The organism is Paenibacillus sp. J22P169 (assembly GCF_059691995.1).
On sequence record NZ_JCAUAO010000004.1, the window covers coordinates 430,569 to 454,036 of the forward strand.

Below are 23,468 nucleotides of genomic sequence, written 5' to 3' on the forward strand. Positions count from 1 at the left end.
TATGATGAAAGTACGGATTGATTGGAAAAATTCTCTGAATTACGCTGTTTTTGTCTTCACTTTATTGTTTCTACTTTATTTTTTATACCAAGTAACAAATTCGCCTTATATGTTGGACGATTTTAGTGCTAAATTTGAAAAAATAGATCTTAGCAACCCACGATTCGCTCGTGGCCTAGTTTGGGTTCTATTTTCACATTTCCTCTATATGATTCCTGCTGGTTTGTCCCATTTTATTTTAGGATTGTTACATGTATTGAACGGAATGTTGTTAGTATGGTTGTTGTATCGATTATGGGGGCATTCACTTCATCGAATGTTTGCACCAGTGATCTTATTGTTTTACGTAGCAAATCCGATACTTTCAGACAATCTATTATGGCTCTTGGCTGGCTATCCAATCGTTACGTTCCTCATGGCCTTACTTGCAACACATTGCCTTCTAACGACTTTGAACTCAGATACAAAAAAATATATTATTATGTTCGTGTTGTTCTCAGCGATTGCTTACTTTTGCAATGAGCAAGGATTATTGATGTTCCCCATGTATATATTGGCTGTATTTGTGAAACAGCCAAGTCTGTTCAGTAGATCAGAAATCAAACAAAACGTAGGGTTATTCTTAAAATTGTTGTTGTTGTGGATTTCTCCTTATACTGCATATAGACTATTTCTCTATTTATTTTTTGGAACTACAAGTGCGACACAACCATATGCTAAAAACTATAACCCACTAGTAATATTGAAAAGCTACAACATTATGATACATGATTTATATAAATCTTTTCCAGTACTCCCATTCTCAATAATTATGCTCCTTATTATTCTAATAATTATTGTACGGGGGATGTATAGGGAAGACAAACGGTTTGCCGTGTCCTTACCTCAATTTTGTAATTTAGCACTATTGGCAGTATTTATACTCTTTTTATTTGGGCCGTTCTCACTGCTCGGTGGATGGTTAGAATTCCGATTCTTGTATATCCCAGGGGAACTTTTCATAGCGTGGATTATATTAATTCTTGGTGTTCTTTTCTCAGAGTTGATGAAATTATTAAATAATGCAACCAATCAAAGAGTGGTTCTTGCTTTTATGGCGCTATTTTTAGTTATAATCTCCTGTAAATCATTGGTTGAATATAACCGCTCGACATTAAAGCCAGTAGAAGGGATTGCCAATTACGTCAATCGATTTGTAGTGGGTCAGAAAGAATTGGAAGCATTACCCCCAATGTCCACGGTGGTCATAAGTATTCAATCTCCTCAATATGCTATTCCGCAATACTTATTTGGTGGTGGTGCAATTTGGAGTTTACGTGCGCCTTGGGTGTCAGCCGGAATGAAAGAAGCGGGGATAGTTCCGAATAATGTGAAGAGTATGCATATTGTTGATAACTTAAATGTAATTGGTCGTGAAGCAATTGTCGAAAATACTGGCAGCATTGACCTTGATGTATTTAACAAGAGTATAATGAATGGAGAGCTCTTCTGTTATATTTATGATGGGGAAATATTACGAAAAGTTTCGGCTGATCGATTTATTTTGCGGCAGCAGGATCACTCTAAGCTGATAGATGTACCAATGAATTAGTCTCTTAAAATTAATAATATGTTTAATAGTTAGGAATTATCAAAGTGAAAATGCAGAGTAATACAATGATAAACTTAAAAATATAATTCATGAACAGAGTTTGGTTTGGTTATTTGGGAATTCAGTAATGTGCTTGGGGAGTCATTAAATCATAAGAGGTGTATGCTTATGCAAATCATTCCTACGAAGCTTGAGGGATTATATCTCGTAGAGCCCGATGTGTATAGTGATGATCGTGGTTTTTTTATGGAGAGTTACTCCAGTAGTAAGTTTTCCGAATTTGGATTTAATAATGTCTTTATTCAAGACAATCACTCGTTATCGTTAAAACCTGGAGTGCTAAGGGGGTTGCATTATCAACTGAATCCGAAGGCTCAGACAAAACTAGTTCATGTAGCATTCGGAGCAATATTTGACGTTGCAGTTGATATTCGTAGTAACTCGCCCACATTTGGACAATGGGTAGGTACAATTCTAAGTACATCTAATAAGCGTCAAATGCTTGTGCCCAAAGGATTCGCTCACGGTTTCTGCTCACTTGTAGAAAATACGCAAGTGATGTACAAAGTAGATGAGTACTATTCGCCAGAACATGACCGTGGAATTCTGTGGAATGACCCCGAAATAAAGATAGATTGGCCTATTTCGAAGCCAATTTTATCAGAAAAGGACACCAACCATCCGCTGCTTAAAGATGCGGATATAAACTTTTAGTATAGGAGTCAACCGAAAATGAAATTACTTATTACAGGCGGTGCTGGTTTCATCGGCAGCAACTTCGTACACTATATGTTGGATCGCTATCCCAGCTATAAAATTATCAATCTAGATGTGTTGACGTATGCGGGCAATTTGGAGAACCTAACCACTATCCAACAAAACAGTCAATACACGTTCGTCAAAGGGGACATTACGAATCCTGAACTCGTGAGCAGTTTGTTCGATAAGGGAATCGATACGGTTGTTCATTTCGCCGCGGAGTCACATGTGGATCGCAGTATTCTGGAACCAGACATTTTTGTCAAAACGAATGTGTTGGGTACACAGGTTTTGCTGGAAGCTGCTAGGAAGCATGCTGTTAAGAAATTTGTCCATGTCTCGACAGATGAAGTATACGGATCTCTTGGTGAGACGGGTCTTTTCACGGAGGAAACGCCTATAGCACCGAATAGTCCCTATTCGGCAAGTAAAGCAGGTTCTGATCTTCTGGTGCGCTCGTATCACGAAACTTTTGGACTCGATGTGAATATCACGCGTTGCTCCAATAATTACGGTCCTTACCAGTTCCCTGAAAAGTTAATACCTTTGATGATTGCCAATGCCTTAAGTGACAAGGCTCTGCCTGTGTATGGTGATGGACTTAATATTAGAGATTGGCTCTATGTTGAAGATCACTGTAGTGCGATCGATTTGGTTCTACATAATGGAATCAGTGGTGAGGTTTATAATATCGGTGGAAATAATGAACGAACGAATATTCAAATTATCCAAACGATTCTTCGCGAGCTGGGTAAGCCTGAGTCCCTTATGCATTTCGTCAAAGATCGTCCTGGACATGATCGTCGTTATGGGATTGACGCTTCAAAAATTACAACTAATCTTGGCTGGAAGCCGAAGCATAATTTTGAGACGGGTATTCAGGAGACGATTCATTGGTATCTGAACAATCAGGATTGGTGGAAACGAATTCAGACAGGTGAGTATCAAAAGTATTTTAATGAGCAATATGGTTCTCGTTTAGGTGAACATACATGAGAATCGTCGTTACGGGCGCTAACGGACAACTCGGGCAAGATGTGGTTAAGCTGCTAGAAGCTAAGTACGAGGTTCATGGATTAGGACGAAGCGATCTCGATATTACGAATGAGGGGAAATGTCTGGAAGTAATCCAGCGTTTACAGCCTGAGGTAATTATCCATAGTGCTGCTTATACGGCTGTTGATCTTGCAGAAACAAACGAATCGGAAGCCTACCGAGTAAATTCGGATGGAACCAGAAATCTTGCACTTGCTGCTGAGAGAGTAGGGGCTAAGTTTGTATACATAAGCACGGATTATATCTTTGATGGGAAGGCTTCGCAAGCCTACCGGGAAGATGATCCTACGAATCCACAGAGTGTATACGGAAAGTCCAAAAGAGCTGGAGAACTTCATGTTCAAGCCATATCAACGAAGTATTTTATCGTAAGAACGTCTTGGGTATATGGCGTGTACGGGAATAACTTCGTGAAAACGATGTTAGAATTAAGTAAAACTCGCGATTCTTTAAAGGTTGTCAGTGATCAATTTGGATCACCTACGTACACAGTTGATCTTGCCTTGTTCCTTGAGCAACTGATTCAAACAGATCGTTACGGCATTTATCATGCTTCTAATTCCGGTATTTGTTCCTGGTATGACTTTGCTTGTGCCATTTTTGAAGAAAGTGGCATAATGATGAAGGTCGAGCCATGTACAACGGAAGAGTTCCCGCGTCCTGCTCCGCGACCTCGAAATTCAGCGATGGAGCACGAGGCAATTCGAGTAAATGGATTTGAAGATTTACGTGCATGGCGGGAAGGACTCAAGGCTTTTTTGAAAGAGCTAGGGGAAGCTTAGCAGGATATAAGAGCTATCATTATGCTTCGATGCATAGTGATGGCTTTTTTTGGTCTTAATTTCTTGTTGGAAAATATCGTTTTGTTTCGGTGATCAATTCCGTATAATGGATATGAAGAGGAGGCTGATTTAGTTTGGAAGCCAGCAACACACGGACAGTCAGTGTCCATATCGTCACTTATAACAGCGCTGAACATATTGAGGATTGTTTGAAAGCAGTTCAGAGACAATCTCATCCCATCGATCAAATCATTGTCATAGATAACGCCTCCAAGGATCATACCCTTCATACGCTAGCAAAATGGCAAGATACATGCACCATCATTCAAAATAATCGAAACAACGGCTTCGCCGGCGGTCACAATCAAGCTATTCGGATAACAGATACGGATTATTGTTTAATCCTCAATCCAGATGTCGTCCTTGAACCGGAGTATGTGCTTAACACTGTTAGTGCACTTCAGAATTACCCTCAAGCAGGCAGCGCAACAGGCAAATTACTTTTCAAGGCGGCGCCTCACGACATTGATAGCACGGGACTCATCATCAACAAAGCGCGAAGAGCCTTTGACCGCGGCGCTCATCAGACGAGCGATAATTTTCATGTAGCTGAAGAAGTTTTCGGCGTTTCTGGAGCCGCTGCTATGTATACACGCGAAATGATTAACGATATCAGCATAAACGGCGAATTTTTTGATGAGGACTTTTTTGCTTATAAAGAAGATGTAGATGTGGCATGGCGTGCGCAATTATTAGGCTGGAAGGCGCTTTATGAGCCAACAGCAATCGCCCATCATGAACGTGGCTGGAAGGAAGGCGGCAGGAGCAGTAAACGGCTTTTTGTAAGACGATTATCCTATATCAATCGTTATAAAATGATGCTGAAGAACGATAACATCAAAGCCGTGATGAAGCATTTCTTTCCACTGTTAGCATATGAATGCCTCAGTTTTGTATACGCACTCGTGCGTGAACCCAAGTTATTAGGGGCTTGGTTGGATTTGTATCGCAAGTACCCAGAACTGAGAAACAAGAGAAGCTTGATTCGTTCAAAACAAAGACAAGCATCGTCCGAAGTGAATAAATGGTTTATAAAATGATTACCTAAGATTAGCAGCTGCTAGTCTTATTTTTTTAGGCGAAAATTAATAATCCCGTGCTATACTAAGGTTAATCAATTAATAAATGAGGTCATCTCTTGGATTTATCCATTATCATCGTGAACTACAAAACGAAAGATCTAACGCTAGCTTGCATTGAATCGGTTTTCTCGTCAACTACAGCATACAAATACGAAATCATCCTAGTTGATAACGCATCTAACGACGGCACTATTAAAGCTGTGAATGAGCGGTTCCCGCAGGTAATTACAGTCATGAATACAGAAAACGTAGGTTTCTCCAAAGCTAACAATCAGGGCATTCGCATGGCTCGAGGTCGTTATGTCCTGCTCCTAAACTCCGATACGATCGTTCAGCCGGACACGTTAAACATAATGCTGCGTTTCATGGACGAGAACCCCACAGTAGGAGCCAGCGGCTGTAAAATCGTACTGCCTGACGGTTCTCTCGATAAAGCCTGCAAACGAGGCTTCCCAACGCCTTCAGCATCGTTCTATTATGCTTTTGGATTTGCTAAGCTATTTCCGAAAATCCGCAGATTCAATCAATATCAGCTAGGATATTTAGATCCTAACCAACCATATCCTATAGACTCCCTAGTTGGTGCATTTATGCTTGTTCGTCGCGAGACGATAGAGCAGGTGGGGATGCTGGATGAGGCATTTTTTATGTATGGTGAAGATATTGATTGGTGTTATCGGATTAAGGAAGCGGGCTGGGTCAACTATTACTACCCACGAACTACGATTGTTCATCATAAAGGGGCCAGCAGCCGAAGAAAGCCATATAAGATTATTTATGAGTTTCATCGAGCGATGATTTTGTTTCATAATAAGCATTATCGCAGGAAGTATTCATGGCTAACGAATGCATTGGTCTATATAGGTGTAGGAATGAAGTTCGGCCTGACACTAGCTAAAAATAAATTACGTCCACTGAGGTGATTCGGTTTGATCCGTCAGAGTCAAGGATTCTTGACCCAACTATACGCTTTGGCTGATTTTATTTGCATTCAGCTCGTGTTTCTCTTTTCGTGGTGGATTAAGTTTAGAAGCGGTTGGATTCCTTTCGGGTCTCCTCTGTCTTTTAAACATTATGTTGTGTGGAGTATAACTTACGCGATTATCGCGATTTTTATCAGTTATTTGGTGAATTTCTACACACCGAAGCGGAGAAAACGGTTCTCTTTCGAAGTTTTGAAAATCATTCAAGTACATGTGTTTAGCTTATTGATGCTTCTTAGTGTTTTATTTATTTTAAAAGAAGTCGACGTCTCGCGTGCTTACCTATTGCTGTTCCTGGTGAATAACATCCTTCTCATTAGCTTTTATCGTTATATGATCAAGATCTCGCTCAAACGCGCTCGACAAAAAGGTTATAACAAACAGTTCATTCTTATTCTCGGTGCTGGCTCATTGGGTCGCAAATTTTACACGAAGTTGAAGCAACATCCAGAGTTGGGCTATGAAGTGGTTGGTTTTCTCGATGATTATCAAGAGAAGCATGAGGTCACTTATCAGAGTTATAAGCCGATCATTGGAAAAATAGACGAGCTGGAATCTATTCTGAATGAGCGTACCGTTGATGAGGTTATTATTGCGCTTCCTTTGGATGCCCATCAGAAGTTCGGCAGTATTATTAATGTCTGTGAAAAAATTGGCGTCAAAACGCTGATTATCCCTGACTTTTATGACTTCCTGCCATCGAAACCTTATTTTGATAATTTTGCGGATATGCCATTAATCAATGTGCGTGATATACCTTTGGATGAGTTCCGAAACCGGTTGTTCAAACGTGCTTTCGACATCGTGTTCGCATCTGTTGCGATATTGGTAACAATGCCTGTTATGCTCGCGGCGGCATTAGCCATCAAGCTAACCTCCGAAGGAACAATCATCTTCAAGCAAGAGCGAGTTGGCCTGAATCGCAGACGCTTTATGATGTACAAGTTTCGCAGCATGAAGGTGCTTGGGGACAACGTTTCGAATACGGAGTGGACGGTGGAAAATGACCCGCGTCGAACAAAAGTAGGCACATTCTTACGTAAAACGAGCCTCGACGAGCTGCCGCAGTTCTTTAATGTGCTTTTTGGGCATATGAGCGTGGTGGGTCCAAGGCCAGAGCGTCCTTACTTTGTGGAACAATTTAAGGAAGAAGTTCCGAAGTATATGGTAAAGCATCACATTAGGCCTGGGATTACGGGATGGGCGCAGAGCAACGGCTTACGTGGCGATACGTCAATTGAGGAACGAATTAAGCATGATATTTTCTACATCGAAAATTGGACTTTTTTATTTGATATTAAAATTATTTGGAGAACCGTTGTGAACGGCTTTATCAATAAAAATGCTTATTAATTTAACTTTTGGAGGATCTATGAAAGTATTAGTTACTGGTGGGGCTGGTTTTATTGCTTCGCATATAGTTGATTTACTTATAGAACTGGGGCATGAAGTTGGAATTCTCGATAATTTTTCCACAGGCCGTCAAAAAAATGTAAACCCAAAAGCAGAAGTTTTTAAGATGGACATTTTAGATGATATGCATCTTGATATTTTTTTGAAGTTTAAACCTGAAATTGTTATACATCATGCAGCTCAGATAGATATCCAATCTTCGATTAAAGATCCTGTATTTGATGCAAGAGTTAATGTGCTTGGTACTATAAAAATACTAGAATCTTGTAAAGCATCAGGAGTAAGAAAGTTTATATATGCATCATCAGCCGCTGTATATGGTGATCCTCTGTATCTCCCAGTAAATGAAGGTCACCCGATTAGACCTATGTCTAATTATGGAATTTCAAAACACACTCCTGAACATTATATTGAGGTGGTTTCACAACAATATAACCTGGATTATACAATATTAAGATATGCTAATGTGTTCGGTGATCGGCAGGATTCAAAAGGCGAGGGTGGCGTTGTCTCTATTTTTCTCGATAATCTTTTGAATAAAAGACAATCAATCGTATATGGTGATGGTGAACAGACAAGAGATTTTATCTATGTTAAGGATATAGCTAAAGCAAATATTGCCGCTTTGAAGTTAGGGAGTAAAGGGATTTACAACATTAGCTGCAATCATCAAATAAGTGTTAACGAATTACTAAGATCGATGACAGAGATAAGCGGTATTAAGACGTATCCAGAGTTCAAAGAGATAAGAATTGGAGATATTTCTCATAGTTGTTTGGATAATTCAGCTGCTCTAAGGGATATGAAATGGGAACCAGAGTACTCGTTTAAGGATGGGTTACGAGAGACTTATAATTATTACATTAATGAATTTGCTAATCGATCGATAAATATTTACTAATCACCCGCATGATTCGCCAACATTTTCCCCATACTATTGCATATACTGAGTATGCGGGGAGGTTATAGATATGATCGATCATGAAGACGCTTATCAGGATGATCATTTGTCGATCGGCAAAGGCTTGATTGTCGGTGTGGTCTTCGGTTCCCTGATTTGGGCAGGTATAATTGCGGGTATCGTGTATATGTGGTAGTTGCATCTCATACAAGGAAGAGGCTGCTGGGGCTGTGAGGCCCTTGGTAGCCTTTTTGCGTTCCAGAGTACTTGGATTCAGTCAGCTGCCTATAAACCCTTGTCTGAGGCTTTCTACGACTCTTTTGCATATGTTAGAAACAGAGGTGAGAGAAAGTATGAAGATAACGAAAACAACCTTAGAAGGACTAGTGATCGTTGAACCCGAGGTCCATGCGGACCATCGGGGATTTTTTATGGAAAGCTATCATGCAGCGAAGCTGGCCAAAGAGGGAATATGGATAGATTTTGTGCAAGACAATCATTCACTCTCCGAAGAAATTGGGGTGCTGCGCGGATTGCACTACCAGTTAAACCCGCATGCGCAAACGAAGTTAGTTCGTGTGGTAGCAGGATCAATTTTTGATGTGGCGGTTGATATTCGTCCAAGTTCCCCTACATTTGGCCAGTGGGTAGGTGTTATCCTTAGTGCTGACAATAAGCGGCAGTTGCTCGTTCCACAGGGCTTCGCGCATGGCTTCTGTACATTAGAGCCTAAGACGCAGGTGCTGTATAAAGTGGATGCTTATTATTCGCCGCAGCATGACCGCGGGATTCTATGGAGTGATCCGGCAATCGGAATCGTGTGGCCGACGACGTGCCCGATTTTGTCAGCGAAGGATGAAAAGCACCCTTTATTGAAGGATGCGGAATTAATAGTATAAGGTTGTCTAGGAGATGGGATTTGATGATTGGGAGGGACGCAAATTTGTTGCGTCTTTGATTACTGTCACGAGCGGTTTCTCAGCAAGTCTATAGGTCATATAACAAAGGGGGACGGTCATCGCCACAATTATTAGATCTGTGAAGAGGAAGCCAAGATAATCAACTATATGAGTCGCCACACTCAACTTCATTAAAATTGAAATAAACAATAGATGAGTTAGTAAGATTGTGTATGAAGCATTTCCCAGCTTGCTCAAGCTCTTTACCCAATTAGGTAACTGGAGTTGTTCTGGAACAGAAGAAGCGCCAAAAAGGACTAATGCAGAAGGAATGATGAAAAGCAGATAATTGTTATAAGGGATAAGAAGGTACTTGTTATTTATCCATATCAGCACTAAGCAAAGGGCACCAATTACTATCAACCGTTTGTAGTGTTTATATCTATGATGCTCAGCCCATTTGGCCAATAAACAGCCTGCAATAAATTCAAGGTTAACTTCACTAAAGAGGAAGCTTAGGTAGAAATGCCTGTCAATATCAGCACTTATCATAGGTACATTTAGAACATGGCAAAGTGTTATTGTAATCCATATGGAAACTAAGAAGTAGGCTGGCTTTTTCCCAAGAGCCATAAGAAGACTGAACACCAAGTAAAATAATACAAAATAACTTAACGACCAAGCGACAGGCAATACCGGACCATGAGTTTGGGGGATCAGTAGGAATGATTTGATGATAGTATCTTTATGTGTCTCAAATCCATAACCAAAGCTCGGAACGAGAAAATAGACAGGCAGTACAATGAGTGTAATTAACCAGTAGAAGGGATAAATACGTATAAGTCGATTCGTTAAGTAGGGAAGCACAGTTATTTTAGTTCCAATTTTATGACCATAAGTATGATACAGTAGAAATCCAGTAAGTAAGAAAAAGAAATCTACACCTCCTGAACGTCCTAATGTGCCGATCCCTAGCCAGTCGAAATGAAAGTACTTGAGTGACATGGCTGAAATATGAAACAGCATCACAAAGAAGGCGGCGGCTCCTCGCGATGCTTGAAGCACGATTCTGTGATTATTAACCAAAAATAACTCCTCCGGTTCATGAATATGGATACAACTAAATATCATGACAGAAGACTGTGAAAAAATTATGTATACAACCTGAAAGGCAGCTGAATTGTTTAATAAATCTTTTACGAATGCTTTTTCACGGTCAAGCCCCAACTCGTCTGCATAATCGAACAAGTCCCCTCATATGCATGTACTATGTTGATGTTAATCATGAGTGAGGGGATGATCGAATGCGCCGGGTCACATGGGTTGTAGCAGTGGTAATGTGCGTAGCATTGGTTCTCGCAGGATGCGGGATGGGTAAAAAGGATGCAGGATCTATCGTAAAGGACTTGGATCATGTGATGGGCAAGTCGAGCAGCTATCAAGCATCAGGGAGCATGATTCTAAACACGGGTCAGCAGCCGCAGGAGTATCAAGTTGAGGTGGCGTTCTCGCCGGAGCATTTTTATCGGATTTCACTGACAAATGCCACGAAGGATGTTACTCAGATTGTTCTGCGTAATGAAGAAGGCGTGTTCGTCTTGACGCCGCATTTGAAGAAGAGCTTCCGCTTCCAAAGTGATTGGCCAGAGAATCAAGGTCAAGTGTATCTGTTCCAATCTTTAGCGAAGAGTATTATTGCGGATAAGGATCGTCAATTTACGACGGACAAGGATGCCTACGTCTTCGATGTTGTCGCAAACTATCAGAATGAACAACTTTCTCGCCAGAAGATCTGGCTGAATAAGAAGACTCTCGCACCTGCTCAAGTTCAAGTGTCAGATGCGAATCAGAATGTCTTGGTGCAAGTGAATTTCACGAATTTTGAATTCGATACGAAGTTCGATAAGGATTACTTCCAAATGGAGCGTAATATGACCAGCTGGAATTTACAGCAAACAATGCCTACTTCAGCTGACGTTGCTGTCACAGATGCTGATCACCCTTCAACAACTGGGGGCAAATCCGTTACGGACAAAAACCTGTCCGCGACAGGTGGACAATCCGATCAATCCAAAGCTACGGGTGCAACGAAACCGGATGCGTCGAAATCGGCGCCAGCAGCTGCCAAAGCACAAAGTATTGGTATTGTTGAGCCGTACTACTTGCCGAAAGATGTTGTGAAACAAGACATCAGTGATATGAAGTTGGGTGAGGATGCCGCGGTACTTTTACGATATAAAGGGAAATATAGCTTCAATTTGATCGAGGTTAGACCTCAAGCCAAATCGGTTTCACTGCCGCCAGGGGACATTGTTGATCTCGGGTTCACAGTAGGGGTACTGACAGGTAATGGATCGAAGGATGAGCCTAGAACACTTACTTGGACGAATGATGGTGTGGAGTTCCGTATGTTCACAGGCGATATGCCAGTAAATGAAATGATTCAAGTTGCGATGGCAACGGATGGACAGTCCGGGAAATAATCTGGATTTTATGTAAAAAAGAGAAGGCTCTGCACCTTGGGTGCAGGGTTTTTTCGCATGTACAACATGATAATTCGGAACAAAATTTACAAGAAGATTTATCCAACTCCCACGAACGGGCGTTTTTTTGGTATAATGCAACTTTGGAGCGAATAGATAATTGGAGTGTTTGAGATGAATACAATTGATAAATTAACATGGGAAGAGCAGTTGCTGTTCTGGGAAAATGAAACGATTGCCTTCGCGGCGTACTTAACGGATGAAGGTAAATTGAAAGCAGAAACCATCGAAAAGCATGTAGACCGCATACGTTTTGTGACGACGGAGTATATGGTTCGTTATGAAATCAGTTATGAGGATCTGCAAGGTGAAACGATTGTTGATTTCTTAGGTCGATTTGCGATCAGTCATGTCTTGAATAGCACAGAGTCGGATATTTCAGCTTATTTGACTGCATTGAAAAAATGGGTGCAATATCTTGGGCTTACAGCCAAAATTACGAAGGAACAATCAACATCACTGAACGAGGTATGTAAGCAAAAGACGTACTTCTTAGATCGTTTTGATCAATATATGAAGGCAGACAGTGACTACGCATTGGAGCGTTGGCTTAACTCTAATGATATTGGGGCTCACCTAGCCCCAAAGAAGGCATCTTCTAAGCAAAAGCTGAAACCACTTGTGGTTGACCAGAAGCTGTATCAGCTTTGGATGGATGGGCGGACAGCTGTGCCGCATATCGTAGAGGAATTTAGAGCGTTTCTGGAGGCTGTGCAGAACGGAAAGAACGTCAAATTGTCCGCTGCGCGCAAGCATTTGCCGCGGAAGTTCTGGAGCGAGTTCGATGAGCAGCAGAATCTGCAACTTTTCCGTAAACCAACATTGAATCAAGACCAAGAGCCGGTGTACCAATTCTTTTTCTATGTAGCGTTAGTGCTAGGAATGACGGAAGAAGGAACACAACTTAAGGTGAATGCGAAGCAATTGGCTAACTTTTTGGCTCTTTCGGAGCAGGAGCAGGCAGTCCTCCTTTTAGACACACTTTGGAACAAATTAGCTTGGGGGATCCTGGAGGAAGTCAATGAGGGTGGTCGTCCCGAAGATATTCAGGCTTGGAGAAGAGCAATTGCAAGTGTGTTAGCAAGCTGGCCAGTTGGACTTGAGCACAATGTGAAAAAAGAATGGGATAAGCATCGCCAATCGGGGATCCTTTTGGATACAAGCGCTGATGTGTTCTTACACGCGGTAGCAACAATTTTGGTGCGTTTCGGCTTAATCCGAGCTCAATTCTTACCAGACTCCGAGATGAAATATGGTTTTGAGAGAAAACCAGAGGTAATGACCGTACAAGAATCTGGTAATCGAGTATTCCGTTACTTTGTGAATGAAGCGGCTTATTTATTGAAGAGTGCTCCTGCGTCTGCTTCTGAGCAAAGCAAAATTGGACGTAATGATCCTTGCCCATGCGGCAGTGGGAAAAAATACAAAAAGTGCTGCTTGTAAGCCAATAACGCAACACAAGTTGACAGCATTTTGAAATTGGGCGTAACATAAATTTACTTGGAAGTGGATAGAAGAGGTGAACGCTAGTGGATGCTTTTTATCGGCCCACGTGGGTGGAAATATCGTTAGATGCGCTGCGAAGCAACATTGAACATTTTCAGAAGGTACTGCCTGCAGGTATGAAGCAGATGGCAGTCGTTAAAGCGGATGCTTACGGACACGGGGCTGTAGAAGTATCCAAAGAGGTTCTCGCCGCGGGTGTGGATTATTTGGGGGTTGCCTTCTTTGATGAAGCGCTGGAGCTCCGAAATGCAGGAATTACTGCGCCTATTCTTGTACTCGGCTACACGCCGCCTGAAGGGATTAATCGGGCACGTGAGTTGGATGTGACGATTGCGGTATACAGTCGTGACGTATTGGAAGCACTGCGAGAGCAAGGTCGTAAGCAAGAGAACGCATTTCAGAAGAAGCTGAAGATTCATATCAAATTGGATACCGGCATGGGGCGACTCGGCTTGCACACGGAAGCAGATGCGATTCCTTTTATAGAGGAAGCATTAATGCTGCCCAATGTGGATGTCGAAGGACTTTTTACACATTATGCGAATGCAGATGAAGTGGATAAGAGCTATACGCTAGAGCAATACGGTCGATTTGAGCGGATTGTGAGCTATTTTACAGATAAAGGGGAAACGTTCCCTTATATTCACGCGGGAAATAGCGCGGCAGCGATTGATTTGCCAGGTTTGACGTATTCGATGGTACGCCTCGGGATTTCGATGTATGGTCTGTATCCTTCTGAGGATGTGGATCAATCGAAGATTGAACTTAAGCCGGTGCTGAGTCTCAAAACAGGGATTGTCCATCTCAAAACGCTGCCTGCGGGTTCGGGTGTAAGCTATGGAACGATCTATCACACCAAGGGTGATGAGCAAATCGGTACTTTGCCGATCGGCTACGCGGATGGATACTCTCGTATGCTTTCAGGTAAAGCGGAGGTATTGGTTCGTGGCAAAAGAGTGCCAATCGTCGGCAGAATCTGCATGGATCAATGTATGATCAATGTATCTGATGTGCCTGATGTAGGTGCGCTAGATGAGGTTGTCCTCATCGGCGAGCAAGGCGAAGAACGAATTACCGCGGAAGATGTGGCTGGTCAATTGGGTACGATCAATTATGAAATCATTTGTATGATTTCACACCGTGTTGCACGTGTCTATGTGCGAAATGGCGAACGGGTTGAAGCTTTAAATCCTCTCATGCGTCACCGTTACTAGAAACGGGAAAAAATACTTCATGAATTTACCATGTAAATTTTGCAGCTATTGGAGAGGATTTTCAGAATAGGGTATAGAATACTATGTAATAACAATCTTATATCTTTAGGTGTAACATATTTGATATACCGGAGGCATATATTCTATTGTATAATTTGGTTTTTGGAATGACATACTGGTAATATTGTCTTTGTATCGTTTCTGGGGGTGCGAGAGTGTGAGCAATGCGCATAATACGAAAAGGATCATGATTAGCTTGCCTGACAATCTGTTGCAGGAAGTGGACGGAATTGTCGAGAAGGAGAACTCCAATCGGAGTGAATTCATTCGTCAGGCAATGAAGCTGTATTTAATTGAACGCAAAAAGCGCAGTCTACGCGAATCCATGCAGCGTGGGTATATGGAAATGGCGAAAATAAATCTCAGCATGGCATCTGAAGCTTTTCAAGCGGAGGAAGAAGCGGACGGAACGCTTGATCGCTTAGTAAGCGGGGTGTAAGACGTGATTGTGAAACGTGGCGATGTATTTTTCGCAGATCTTTCGCCGGTCGTAGGATCGGAGCAGGGAGGAGTCCGTCCTGTTCTAGTGATCCAAAATGATATCGGCAACCGCTTTAGCCCCACTGTGATTGTTGCAGCGATTACAGCTCAAATCCAAAAGGCAAAGCTTCCCACGCATGTGGAAATCGACGCGGAAACGCACGGTTTCGATCGAGATTCGGTCATTCTGCTTGAGCAAATCAGAACAATCGACAAGCAAAGATTGACGGACAAAATTACGCATTTGGATGAAGAAACGATGCGAAAGGTTGACGACGCTTTGCAAATTAGTGTGGGACTGATAGAATTTTGAATAAGGTCTGGAACGGACGAGGGAGATTGGTACCCTCGTTTTTTGGTTTGTACATACATATACATACGATCAATAGAAGAGAGGTATGACTGTGGCAAATGTGGAGACGGATGGACTTAAGGTAAAAGCGGAAGGCCAAGTGAGTGAGGCAGAAGGAAAACCAAAAGCAAGTGAGTACGAGGAACCGAAGGCGAAGATACAGATTCCTGCGGAGAAGAAAGCGGAGATTCAGGAGCGTATCCTGAAGCAAATCTCCGCTGAGTTACAGCTGCCTTCTGGCAAAGTGAAGACGACGATGGAGCTGCTAGACGAGGGCAACACGATTCCGTTTATCGCGCGTTATCGAAAAGAGATGACAGGCGAGCTCGACGAGAATCAGCTGCGTGATATCGAGGAGCGTTTGCAATATTTGCGTAATCTCGAGGATCGCAAAATCGAGGTTGTCCGTTTGATCGATGAGCAGGGCAAGCTGACGGATGAGCTGCGCAGCTCCATTGAGCGTGCCGTGAAGCTGCAAGAGATCGAAGATCTCTATAGGCCTTACCGCCAGAAGCGGAAAACGAGAGCAAGCGTTGCGAAGGAACGCGGATTGGAGCCGCTCGCAGCGTGGATTTGGAAGCAGCCTCGTCAAGGATCGCTAGAGGAAGAGGCTTCGCGTTACATTAACACGGACAAGCAGGTTGGAAGCGCCGCAGAGGCGATTCAAGGCGCGATGGATATCCTAGCGGAGAATATCGCGGATGATGCGAAAATACGGGCCTGGGTGCGTCGATTCACGCAGGATAACGGCATTATGCGGACAGAGGCAAAGGATGCGAAGGCAGAATCTGTGTATGAGATGTATTATGCGTATCAAGAGCCTGTGAAGCGCCTGCCGCCTCACCGTATTCTCGCGATTAATCGCGGAGAGCGGGAAGAGATTCTGAAGGTTGGTCTAGATGTTCAACCGGATAAAATACACGATTTCATGCTGCGCCAAATCGTTAAGGGTGATTCCGTAGTGCGAGATGTGCTGCGAGTGATTGTCGAAGACGCGTATAAAAGATTGCTTGCCCCGTCTGTTGAGCGCGAAGTGCGCGGTGAAATGACGGAAGCGGGTGAGGAGCAGGCGATTAAGATTTTCGCGGAGAATCTGCGTAATCTCTTGCTGCAAGCGCCGATTAAGGGCCATGTGGTGCTTGGTGTCGATCCAGCGTACCGGACAGGCTGTAAGCTGGCCGTTATTGACGACACAGGTAAAATGCTTGAAATCGCCGTTACCTACCCAACCCCACCGAATAATAAGGTGGCGGAAGCGAAGGCGAAGTTCAAGCAGTTGATCAGCAAATACAGCGTGGAGCTGATTGTGATCGGGAATGGGACGGCGTCCCGTGAAACGGAGCAGTTCGTTGCGGAGCTAATCGGTGAGATCAAGGAGCGGAAGCTCAAGTACTTGATCGTCAGCGAAGCGGGCGCGAGCGTGTACTCGGCGTCGAAGCTGGCGCAGACAGAGTTCCCTGAGCTCGATGTGGCCGAGCGCAGCGCGATTTCGATCGCGCGGAGGCTGCAGGACCCGCTGGCGGAGCTTGTGAAAATTGAGCCGAAAGCAATTGGCGTCGGGCAGTACCAGCATGACGTTTCGCAGAAACGTCTGGACGAGAACTTGAAGGCCGTCGTGGAATCGGCCGTTAACCATGTCGGGGTAGACTTGAACACGGCGTCCCCGTCCTTGCTTTCGTATGTGTCGGGGGTCAACGCGACATTAGCGAAGAACATCGTGAAGTATCGCGAGGAGAATGGCAAATTCAGCTCCCGACAGGAGCTGTCGAAGGTTCCGCGCCTTGGCGCGAAATCCTTCGAGCAGTGTGTCGGGTTCATGCGTATTTCGGGCGGCCGGAACCCGCTCGACAATACCCCGATCCATCCGGAGTCTTACGACGTGGTGGATCGGCTGTTCAAGGAACTGCGCATCGAGCTCGCGCAGCTTGGTTCACAGCAGCTGCTAGCGCTGCTGCAGACGCTGGAGCCAGAGGAACTGGCTCCTAAGCTTGGCGTTGGTGTCCCGACGATGCGGGACATCCTAGACAGCCTGCAGCGGCCTGGGCGGGATCCGCGGGACGAAGTCCCCGCGCCGATCTTCCGCACAGACGTGCTGCAGCTGGAGGACCTTGTGCCGGGCATGGAATTGACCGGCACGGTGCGCAACGTCATCGATTTCGGCGCCTTCGTCGATATCGGCATCAAGAACGATGGACTGGTGCACATCTCCCAGCTCAAGAACGGCTTTGTGAAACATCCGATGGATGTGGTTTCCGTTGGAGACATCGTCCAAGTATGGGTGCTCAACGTGGACCAGAAAAAAGGCCGCGTCGGCTTAACCATGAAAAAACCGCAATCGTAGGTTAATGAGATCAGTTGAATATGGCAGTTGGGAGTTAGGTCCCAACTGCTTTTTTATTTAACTGGATTTCCTCCAGCTAATTTTCTCACTCCCCCCCCCCCCCCAAGTTTGCTGAATAACTGGATTGCATGTAGCTAATTTCTGTGTATTTCTTCAAAACCGCCAATTTGAGCAAAAATAGATGGAGGTTTTCCAACTAAACTCCAAAATGCGCCAGATCCTCTAAAATTAACGGTAGATTATACAGTTAAGCATCGAGGCGTGTTTGCATTCCACTACTTCTGAGCACCTCCCACCTCCTTCACCAAATAAGTCTTCGTATACCGCTGTCCGGCAACAAGTGAAAGCATCCCCTCCATTGAGAGGCGGATGAGCCACTTAGCAGCGATACGAATGTTCACATTGCATTCGGCTGCGACTTCCTGAAGCCGAACTTTACCATTACGCCGATTGGCGATCTGGAGGATAAATTGCTTCCGCAGCTCCCACACGTCCGCCTCAAGCTCAGCGATGGTGGGAGGGTGTGGTCTAATGCTGGAGGATGACCTTCTTTGTTCGAAAAGGATCACATTGTTTTTGAAATCCTGCACTCGATCTTTTCGAATTTCTTCCTGCTGCACTTGAACCAGAACTTCACTTTGCCTTGTCCCAAAAATCCGACGATGCTTCTCACGCATTCTACGTAACCACTGACTGCTATTTTGTTGCATTAAATTCAGCCCCCTTTTTAGTCTCAATATGCAAAAAAAGCACAAACGAACTGCAGATAAATCTGCAAGCTCGAGTGTGCTTCACTCAGGTATGTTTACTTTTTGTTACAATTATTTACAGTATAGAGGGCTCATTTCAAATATGCAACTATTTTATTCTTGTCCTCGAGGTCATCAGTTTTGTATTCTTTGTTATAACATGTTTACTCTTTAAATTGGCGTGTTTATGTACCCAAGGCAAAAAAGCCAGCACTTGTGGCACAAGTACTAGCCTTTTGATCAAAATTTACGTTTGCTCGGTCCGTCCGTCGATTGGCTGTCAGGCCACTCCTCTTGTGAGCGGCGAGTGCGGTAAAAGTACCAGCTATCGTTCAATAATCGAATTTGTCTGCGGTTTTTGTTCTGGAAGGCACGCATTAATTGATTACAAAGCCATTGAGGCATATGCCCATCCCCTTCTTCGCCATGTACTTATAGCATATGAAGAATGAGGGTATTGGGTGCAGGTCCCCTTATTTTAGAGCTCAAATTCCTCTTCGTACCACTGCTCAAGCTGAGCTTGCAGCGCACGAATTTCAGTTAACAATGAGATCAAAGGATATGATTTCTCTTGAATGCCAGCAAACGTTTTTTCCAACCCATTGATGTAATCCAAGCCTTGAATGAGGGTATAAGTTGTACCGATCAATTCCAAATCATCACATTCAGCAATCACGCGTGGAAGCTGCGGCACATGGTCAGCGGTTAATTTCTCTAATTCTTTGTGCAAACGTTGGTTCAAAGCTGTTAATTGATAGGAATAGGAGGAAGGCATTTCGACGAATTCCAACTGTTGATCAAGCTTCAATATCGCATAGCGCATTTGTGGCATGAGGTAGTTCAGATCCTTTCTGTATAGAGCGTTCGATCTTCTTTTCTACTTGACAGTATAGCCGTACATACGGTACAAATTCAAGTAAGAACTTGTCTTTCGAAGTATTTATAGGTTGTCATTTGAAGTATTTAAGGCTTGTCATCAGCTGTGCTAGTGACTTGTCAGTGGGAGTGTTCGTGAATGGAAGATCGAGAGCTGCAGCAATGGATCGAGCAGATTTCTATGGAATCGTTCGGTAGGCCCTTCGTTCATCAGGCGCGTTTTAACCGAAGATTACGGTCAACGGGTGGACGTTATTTTATGAAATCGCATGATATTGAGATCAGTTGGAGTCAATGGGAGACTTACGGTCGCGATGAAATCGAGAAGATTATTAAGCATGAGCTGTGCCATTATCATTTGCATATTTTGAAGCGAGGCTACAAGCATCGTGATCAGGATTTCAAAACTTTGCTAGCCCAAGTTGGCGGTACCCGCTTTTGCCAATCATTACCGCGGCCGAAGGCACAACAGGCCTATAAATATAGGCTAGAGTGCGTGAATTGCAAGACGGAGTATTTTCGGAAGCGTAAAATGGATGTGCGTAAATTCGCCTGTGGAAATTGTAGGGGAAAATTGAAATCGTATACACTTGACTTAACAGCGCCTTCATAATAAAATAAAACTTGTCCATTCCCTGATAGCTCAGTTGGTAGAGCACTCGACTGTTAATCGAGTTGTCACAGGTTCGAGTCCTGTTCGGGGAGCCATATGGAGAGATACCCAAGTGGCTATAAGGGGACCCTCTGCTAAGGGGTTAGACTGCGTAAGCGGTGCGAGGGTTCGAATCCCTCTCTCTCCGTCACGAAATAAGTTCAATGGCATTCTTGCCATTGGGCTTATTTTTGTTTATCTCAACCTCAACTTATTCTAACAATTTTCTAATACCCGTTAAATGTTTGTCCTCTATAGTGAATAAAAAAAGCTTCACGATGGAGGACCTCCCAGTGACTAAATTATTTTCGATACGTGTGCGTCTCATTTTATTGTTGTTGATTCCATCCTTGCTCTATTTAGGCACGAGTGTGTATTTGATACAGATAAACAAGTCCAATACCGATATGCTGACCTCCTCGTTGTATGAGACAACTGAGAAGAGTGTATCTCTTATTTTGAATGCGGATCGAGATATGTATCAAGGCTTAACCGCCTATCAGTTGCTGGTGTCAGGTACCTTGACTGCGGAGGAGAAAACTAGTCAGCTGAAGGCGCTGAAAGATAATATTGAACAAACAAATACAAGGGTCGGACAGGCTATTACTATTTTAAAAACCAAAGAATTACTGCAAACCGCACATGCCGAAACTAAGGTGACGATTGAGCAGAGTGCAGAGAGCTTCCAAGCTTCCTTCGATCAATGGGTCAAAGAGGCGAATGCTGTTGTTCAAGCGGGGACCGTAGGCAAAGGGGTTTTGAATGAAGCGAAGCTGACAGCTACCTTTGAGAAGGGGCGCGAGGGTCTGAATGTCATTGGTGAAATTTTGGACACGCATGCCAACCAGAGCATTGTGGATATCGAGCAGCAAAATTACAAAACAGCACAAGGGGTTTACATTGGCGTGGCGGTACTCATTATCATTCTGTTTGGAGCCGGTGGAATCGTGATTCGGAAAATCATGTTAATGGTCCGCAGGATTCTGACTATTACAAATAAGGTTGCGACGGGCGATTTACGTCACGAGCCTTTGGTAGCCTATTCGCAGGACGAATTGGGACAGATTTCAGAATCGGTTGATGATATGGTCGCGAAAATGAAAGGCTTGATTGGCACGATCGCACACAATACGCAATTCGTGCACGATGCTTCCGTGGAGCTTTCGGACAGCTCCAAAGAGTCTGCTCATGCTGCAGAGCATGTAGCTTCGAATATTCAAGAGATGACACAAGAAGTCGAAGTGCAGGCGAGAAGCAGCGAAGAGACTAGCCGAGCTATCGAGGAAATGGCGATTGGGATTCAACGCGTCGCAGAGAACTCCAGCGTCATGGCGGACCACTCCTCTTTGACCTCCCAACATGCAACACTCGGAAATGAGCTGTTGTCGAAGCTTCAGCACCAAATTGTGAATATGCTGAGCTCTGTCGAGCAGTTGTCTATGACGGTCCAATCGCTGACTCGCAAGTCTAATGAGATTGGACAGATCGCATCGAGCATTACGAGCTTCGCGAATCAGACTAATCTTTTGTCATTGAATGCATCCATTGAGGCAGCAAGAGCAGGGGAGCATGGGAAAGGGTTTAATGTTGTCGCTCAAGAAATCCGCAAACTGGCTTCACAATCCATCGAATCCGCTGATGGCATCAATCAGTTGATTCACGAGACGAGAGTCGAGATTGCTAGTGTGTCGGAGTCTATGAATGCGACGAAGCAGGAAGCAAGCGCAGGCTCACAAATGATGCAGGAAGTGAACCAGAGCTTCGAGACGATCATGCAATCTGTGACGCATATCGTTACACAGATTCATGAGACATCCGCCATTACGCAGCAAATGTCGGCTAGCTCGGAAGAAATTTCGGCGACGATGGATCAGTCCGCTTCAAGCTCGTCTCACATTTTGACGAGGTCCCAAACGGTAGCAGCCGCTACAGAGGAGCAGCTTGCTATGATGCAGAACATCGCTGCTGCGTCGGAACAGCTGAAGTCTGTCGTGGATACCTTGAACGATTCTGTGTCCTATTTCAAAATCAAATAAAGAGTGGAAAAGAGGAGTTCTCATGGTTTTCGCAACTTGGACATGGGGGCTCCTTACTTGTTAGCTTCGACTGGCTTTACTTCCAAGAATTAGGCTTGTCAAAGAAGGAAGAATCCTTTATAATAACACTTGTCGTCCTTAACGGGCTGAAGTGTTCAATGACGATGTTATGGCCCGTTGGTCAAGTGGTTAAGACACCTCCCTTTCACGGAGGTAACAGGGGTTCGAGTCCCCTACGGGTCATTTTTTTCCTCTTATGCGGTCGTGGTGGAACGGCAGACACACCATCTTGAGGGGGTGGCGCTCACAAGGCGTGAGGGTTCAAATCCCTCCGACCGCATCCCAGTTTTACAAGCATGAAACCCTTGATATAAGGGTTTTTTTATATTTCAGATGAATGATAGGAACAAGCAAAGGAGTACGCTATGGATCCCAATGTCAAACAAGCTTTAGAGACGACACTTCATCACTGGCAGGTCATGACCGCTTATCAAAGCGATGAGAAGGAAGCTGTAGCTGATCAATTTCAATCTTCATTCTATGTATTTATTGATACCGTCCGCGAGTGGGTACTCCGTCAAGATCCCATGCCTCTAACCCTGAATGATATGCTTGGAATCGATATGATCCAAGATATTTTCGACCTGCTGCCTGCTCCCTTGCATTTGAATTTGGAGACCGAAATCGAATTAATTTTGGATCGTGTGGAACGAGTTGATGAAGATAAATACGATTGATGGCTTTGTAAGCCGTGTGTTTCCTTTTTGAAAGGAAGCTCGCGGCTTTTTGTTATTTTGTAGGCGAAAATGAAGGGGCGCTGTGTAACCTTAGTGTAACAAGCCAAATTACTCCATCTATTTCAACGATATTTGACGTTTTTGATGGAGTAACTGTATTTTCTACAGTTAAATCTCACTGTGTAGCCCGATTCATCGAATCTGTAATAAATTAACTGTAGCTCTTCCAGCTATTCCTGCAAATGCATCGAACTTCGGAAAATTAACTGTAGTTTATACAGCTAAGCTGGACGCCCACCTTGCAAATTGCTCAAGCCTCTTAGGTGTATATTAGCTTTTGACGTAAGTTAGGCGATGGCATACTTGACATCTCCATTAAACATGTCATAATGATAA

23 protein-coding genes and 4 tRNA genes are annotated in these 23,468 nt (G+C 43.8%); 23 read left to right on the forward strand and 4 right to left on the reverse strand.

The genetic code is table 11. The annotated features are described in order from the left end of the window. The first annotated feature begins 1 nt into the window (after position 1). From AC58QG_RS22120 to rfbC (AC58QG_RS22165), 10 genes are all read left to right on the forward strand, one after another. Positions 2-1,591, forward strand: a complete 1,590-nt coding sequence (locus AC58QG_RS22120) for a hypothetical protein (protein WP_497364281.1) — start codon at positions 2-4, stop codon at positions 1,589-1,591. Between the two features lie 168 nt (positions 1,592-1,759). After that, a complete protein-coding gene (rfbC, locus tag AC58QG_RS22125) occupies positions 1,760-2,305 on the forward strand; it encodes a dTDP-4-dehydrorhamnose 3,5-epimerase (protein ID WP_497364282.1) in 546 nt (181 codons plus the stop codon). 18 nt (positions 2,306-2,323) lie between these two features. Beyond that, the gene (gene rfbB / locus AC58QG_RS22130) at positions 2,324-3,346 is read left to right on the forward strand and encodes a dTDP-glucose 4,6-dehydratase (RefSeq protein ID WP_497364283.1); all 1,023 of its coding nucleotides are present in this window, start codon (positions 2,324-2,326) and stop codon (positions 3,344-3,346) included. Further along, positions 3,343-4,188: a dTDP-4-dehydrorhamnose reductase gene (gene rfbD / locus AC58QG_RS22135; protein WP_497364284.1), complete on the forward strand. Its 846-nt coding sequence runs from the start codon at positions 3,343-3,345 to the stop codon at positions 4,186-4,188. The genes rfbB and rfbD overlap by 4 nt, the downstream gene beginning before the upstream one ends. A 134-nt stretch (positions 4,189-4,322) precedes the next feature. Then, positions 4,323-5,288: a glycosyltransferase family 2 protein gene (locus AC58QG_RS22140; protein WP_497364285.1), complete on the forward strand. Its 966-nt coding sequence runs from the start codon at positions 4,323-4,325 to the stop codon at positions 5,286-5,288. Between the two features lie 98 nt (positions 5,289-5,386). Then, positions 5,387-6,253: a glycosyltransferase family 2 protein gene (locus tag AC58QG_RS22145; RefSeq protein ID WP_497364286.1), complete on the forward strand. Its 867-nt coding sequence runs from the start codon at positions 5,387-5,389 to the stop codon at positions 6,251-6,253. Positions 6,254-6,259: 6 nt separating this feature from the next. Next, complete coding sequence (locus tag AC58QG_RS22150) at positions 6,260-7,666, forward strand: undecaprenyl-phosphate glucose phosphotransferase (RefSeq protein WP_497364287.1); 1,407 nt, start codon at positions 6,260-6,262, stop codon at positions 7,664-7,666. A 19-nt stretch (positions 7,667-7,685) separates the two neighbouring features. Next, positions 7,686-8,627, forward strand: a complete 942-nt coding sequence (locus tag AC58QG_RS22155) for an NAD-dependent epimerase/dehydratase family protein (RefSeq protein WP_497364288.1) — start codon at positions 7,686-7,688, stop codon at positions 8,625-8,627. Between the two features lie 70 nt (positions 8,628-8,697). Then, positions 8,698-8,823 carry a hypothetical protein gene (locus AC58QG_RS22160; RefSeq protein WP_497271740.1) on the forward strand — a complete coding sequence of 42 codons (126 nt, stop codon included), beginning with the start codon at positions 8,698-8,700 and terminating at the stop codon, positions 8,821-8,823. Positions 8,824-8,980: 157 nt separating this feature from the next. After that, entirely contained in the window at positions 8,981-9,526 is a 546-nt protein-coding gene (gene rfbC / locus AC58QG_RS22165; protein ID WP_497364289.1) for a dTDP-4-dehydrorhamnose 3,5-epimerase, read from the forward strand. A 6-nt stretch (positions 9,527-9,532) separates the two neighbouring features. Here rfbC (AC58QG_RS22165) and AC58QG_RS22170 read toward each other — a convergent pair whose 3' ends face one another. Continuing rightward, on the reverse strand, positions 9,533-10,774 hold the full coding sequence (locus AC58QG_RS22170) for an acyltransferase family protein (RefSeq protein WP_497364290.1): 1,242 nt from the start codon (positions 10,772-10,774) through the stop codon (positions 9,533-9,535). Positions 10,775-10,830: 56 nt separating this feature from the next. Here AC58QG_RS22170 and AC58QG_RS22175 point away from each other — a divergent pair, with 56 nt between their 5' ends. The 6 genes from AC58QG_RS22175 to AC58QG_RS22200 all read left to right on the forward strand — a co-directional run bounded on the left by AC58QG_RS22175 (position 10,831) and on the right by AC58QG_RS22200 (position 18,022). Then, positions 10,831-12,009, forward strand: a complete 1,179-nt coding sequence (locus AC58QG_RS22175) for a LolA family protein (RefSeq protein WP_497364291.1) — start codon at positions 10,831-10,833, stop codon at positions 12,007-12,009. 174 nt (positions 12,010-12,183) lie between these two features. Then, the gene (locus AC58QG_RS22180) at positions 12,184-13,512 is read left to right on the forward strand and encodes a YecA family protein (protein WP_497364292.1); all 1,329 of its coding nucleotides are present in this window, start codon (positions 12,184-12,186) and stop codon (positions 13,510-13,512) included. A gap of 86 nt (positions 13,513-13,598) precedes the next feature. Continuing rightward, entirely contained in the window at positions 13,599-14,789 is a 1,191-nt protein-coding gene (alr, locus tag AC58QG_RS22185; RefSeq protein ID WP_497364293.1) for an alanine racemase, read from the forward strand. A gap of 217 nt (positions 14,790-15,006) precedes the next feature. Further along, positions 15,007-15,288 carry a CopG family ribbon-helix-helix protein gene (locus AC58QG_RS22190; RefSeq protein WP_028553892.1) on the forward strand — a complete coding sequence of 94 codons (282 nt, stop codon included), beginning with the start codon at positions 15,007-15,009 and terminating at the stop codon, positions 15,286-15,288. A gap of 3 nt (positions 15,289-15,291) precedes the next feature. Then, the gene (locus AC58QG_RS22195; RefSeq protein ID WP_028553893.1) at positions 15,292-15,642 is read left to right on the forward strand and encodes a type II toxin-antitoxin system PemK/MazF family toxin; all 351 of its coding nucleotides are present in this window, start codon (positions 15,292-15,294) and stop codon (positions 15,640-15,642) included. A gap of 196 nt (positions 15,643-15,838) precedes the next feature. After that, positions 15,839-18,022: a Tex family protein gene (locus AC58QG_RS22200; protein ID WP_497364374.1), complete on the forward strand. Its 2,184-nt coding sequence runs from the start codon at positions 15,839-15,841 to the stop codon at positions 18,020-18,022. A gap of 275 nt (positions 18,023-18,297) precedes the next feature. Here the strand turns inward: AC58QG_RS22200 and AC58QG_RS22205 are convergent, their stop codons facing one another. The 3 genes from AC58QG_RS22205 to AC58QG_RS22215 all read right to left on the reverse strand — a co-directional run bounded on the left by AC58QG_RS22205 (position 18,298) and on the right by AC58QG_RS22215 (position 19,603). Further along, positions 18,298-18,732 carry a hypothetical protein gene (locus AC58QG_RS22205; RefSeq protein WP_497364294.1) on the reverse strand — a complete coding sequence of 145 codons (435 nt, stop codon included), beginning with the start codon at positions 18,730-18,732 and terminating at the stop codon, positions 18,298-18,300. Between the two features lie 279 nt (positions 18,733-19,011). Further along, on the reverse strand, positions 19,012-19,176 hold the full coding sequence (gene cmpA / locus AC58QG_RS22210) for a cortex morphogenetic protein CmpA (RefSeq protein ID WP_141692697.1): 165 nt from the start codon (positions 19,174-19,176) through the stop codon (positions 19,012-19,014). Positions 19,177-19,249: 73 nt separating this feature from the next. Beyond that, positions 19,250-19,603 (reverse strand): hydrolase/acyltransferase, encoded by a 354-nt coding sequence (locus AC58QG_RS22215; protein ID WP_171632588.1) that lies wholly within the window; start codon positions 19,601-19,603, stop codon positions 19,250-19,252. Positions 19,604-19,786: 183 nt separating this feature from the next. On the opposite strand from AC58QG_RS22215, the gene AC58QG_RS22220 reads away from it, so the two are divergent. From AC58QG_RS22220 to AC58QG_RS22250, 7 genes are all read left to right on the forward strand, one after another. Continuing rightward, positions 19,787-20,260 carry a SprT family protein gene (locus AC58QG_RS22220; protein WP_497364295.1) on the forward strand — a complete coding sequence of 158 codons (474 nt, stop codon included), beginning with the start codon at positions 19,787-19,789 and terminating at the stop codon, positions 20,258-20,260. A 19-nt stretch (positions 20,261-20,279) separates the two neighbouring features. Next, positions 20,280-20,355: transfer RNA gene (locus AC58QG_RS22225), tRNA-Asn, on the forward strand. A gap of 3 nt (positions 20,356-20,358) precedes the next feature. Further along, positions 20,359-20,447 (forward strand) — tRNA-Ser (locus AC58QG_RS22230). 145 nt (positions 20,448-20,592) lie between these two features. Further along, complete coding sequence (locus AC58QG_RS22235; RefSeq protein WP_497364296.1) at positions 20,593-22,335, forward strand: methyl-accepting chemotaxis protein; 1,743 nt, start codon at positions 20,593-20,595, stop codon at positions 22,333-22,335. Between the two features lie 171 nt (positions 22,336-22,506). Continuing rightward, a tRNA-Glu gene (locus AC58QG_RS22240) sits at positions 22,507-22,578 on the forward strand. A gap of 15 nt (positions 22,579-22,593) precedes the next feature. Beyond that, positions 22,594-22,675: transfer RNA gene (locus AC58QG_RS22245), tRNA-Leu, on the forward strand. Between the two features lie 85 nt (positions 22,676-22,760). Continuing rightward, positions 22,761-23,072, forward strand: coding sequence for a hypothetical protein (locus AC58QG_RS22250; protein ID WP_497364297.1), 312 nt, complete (start codon positions 22,761-22,763; stop codon positions 23,070-23,072). Positions 23,073-23,468 lie beyond the last annotated feature (396 nt).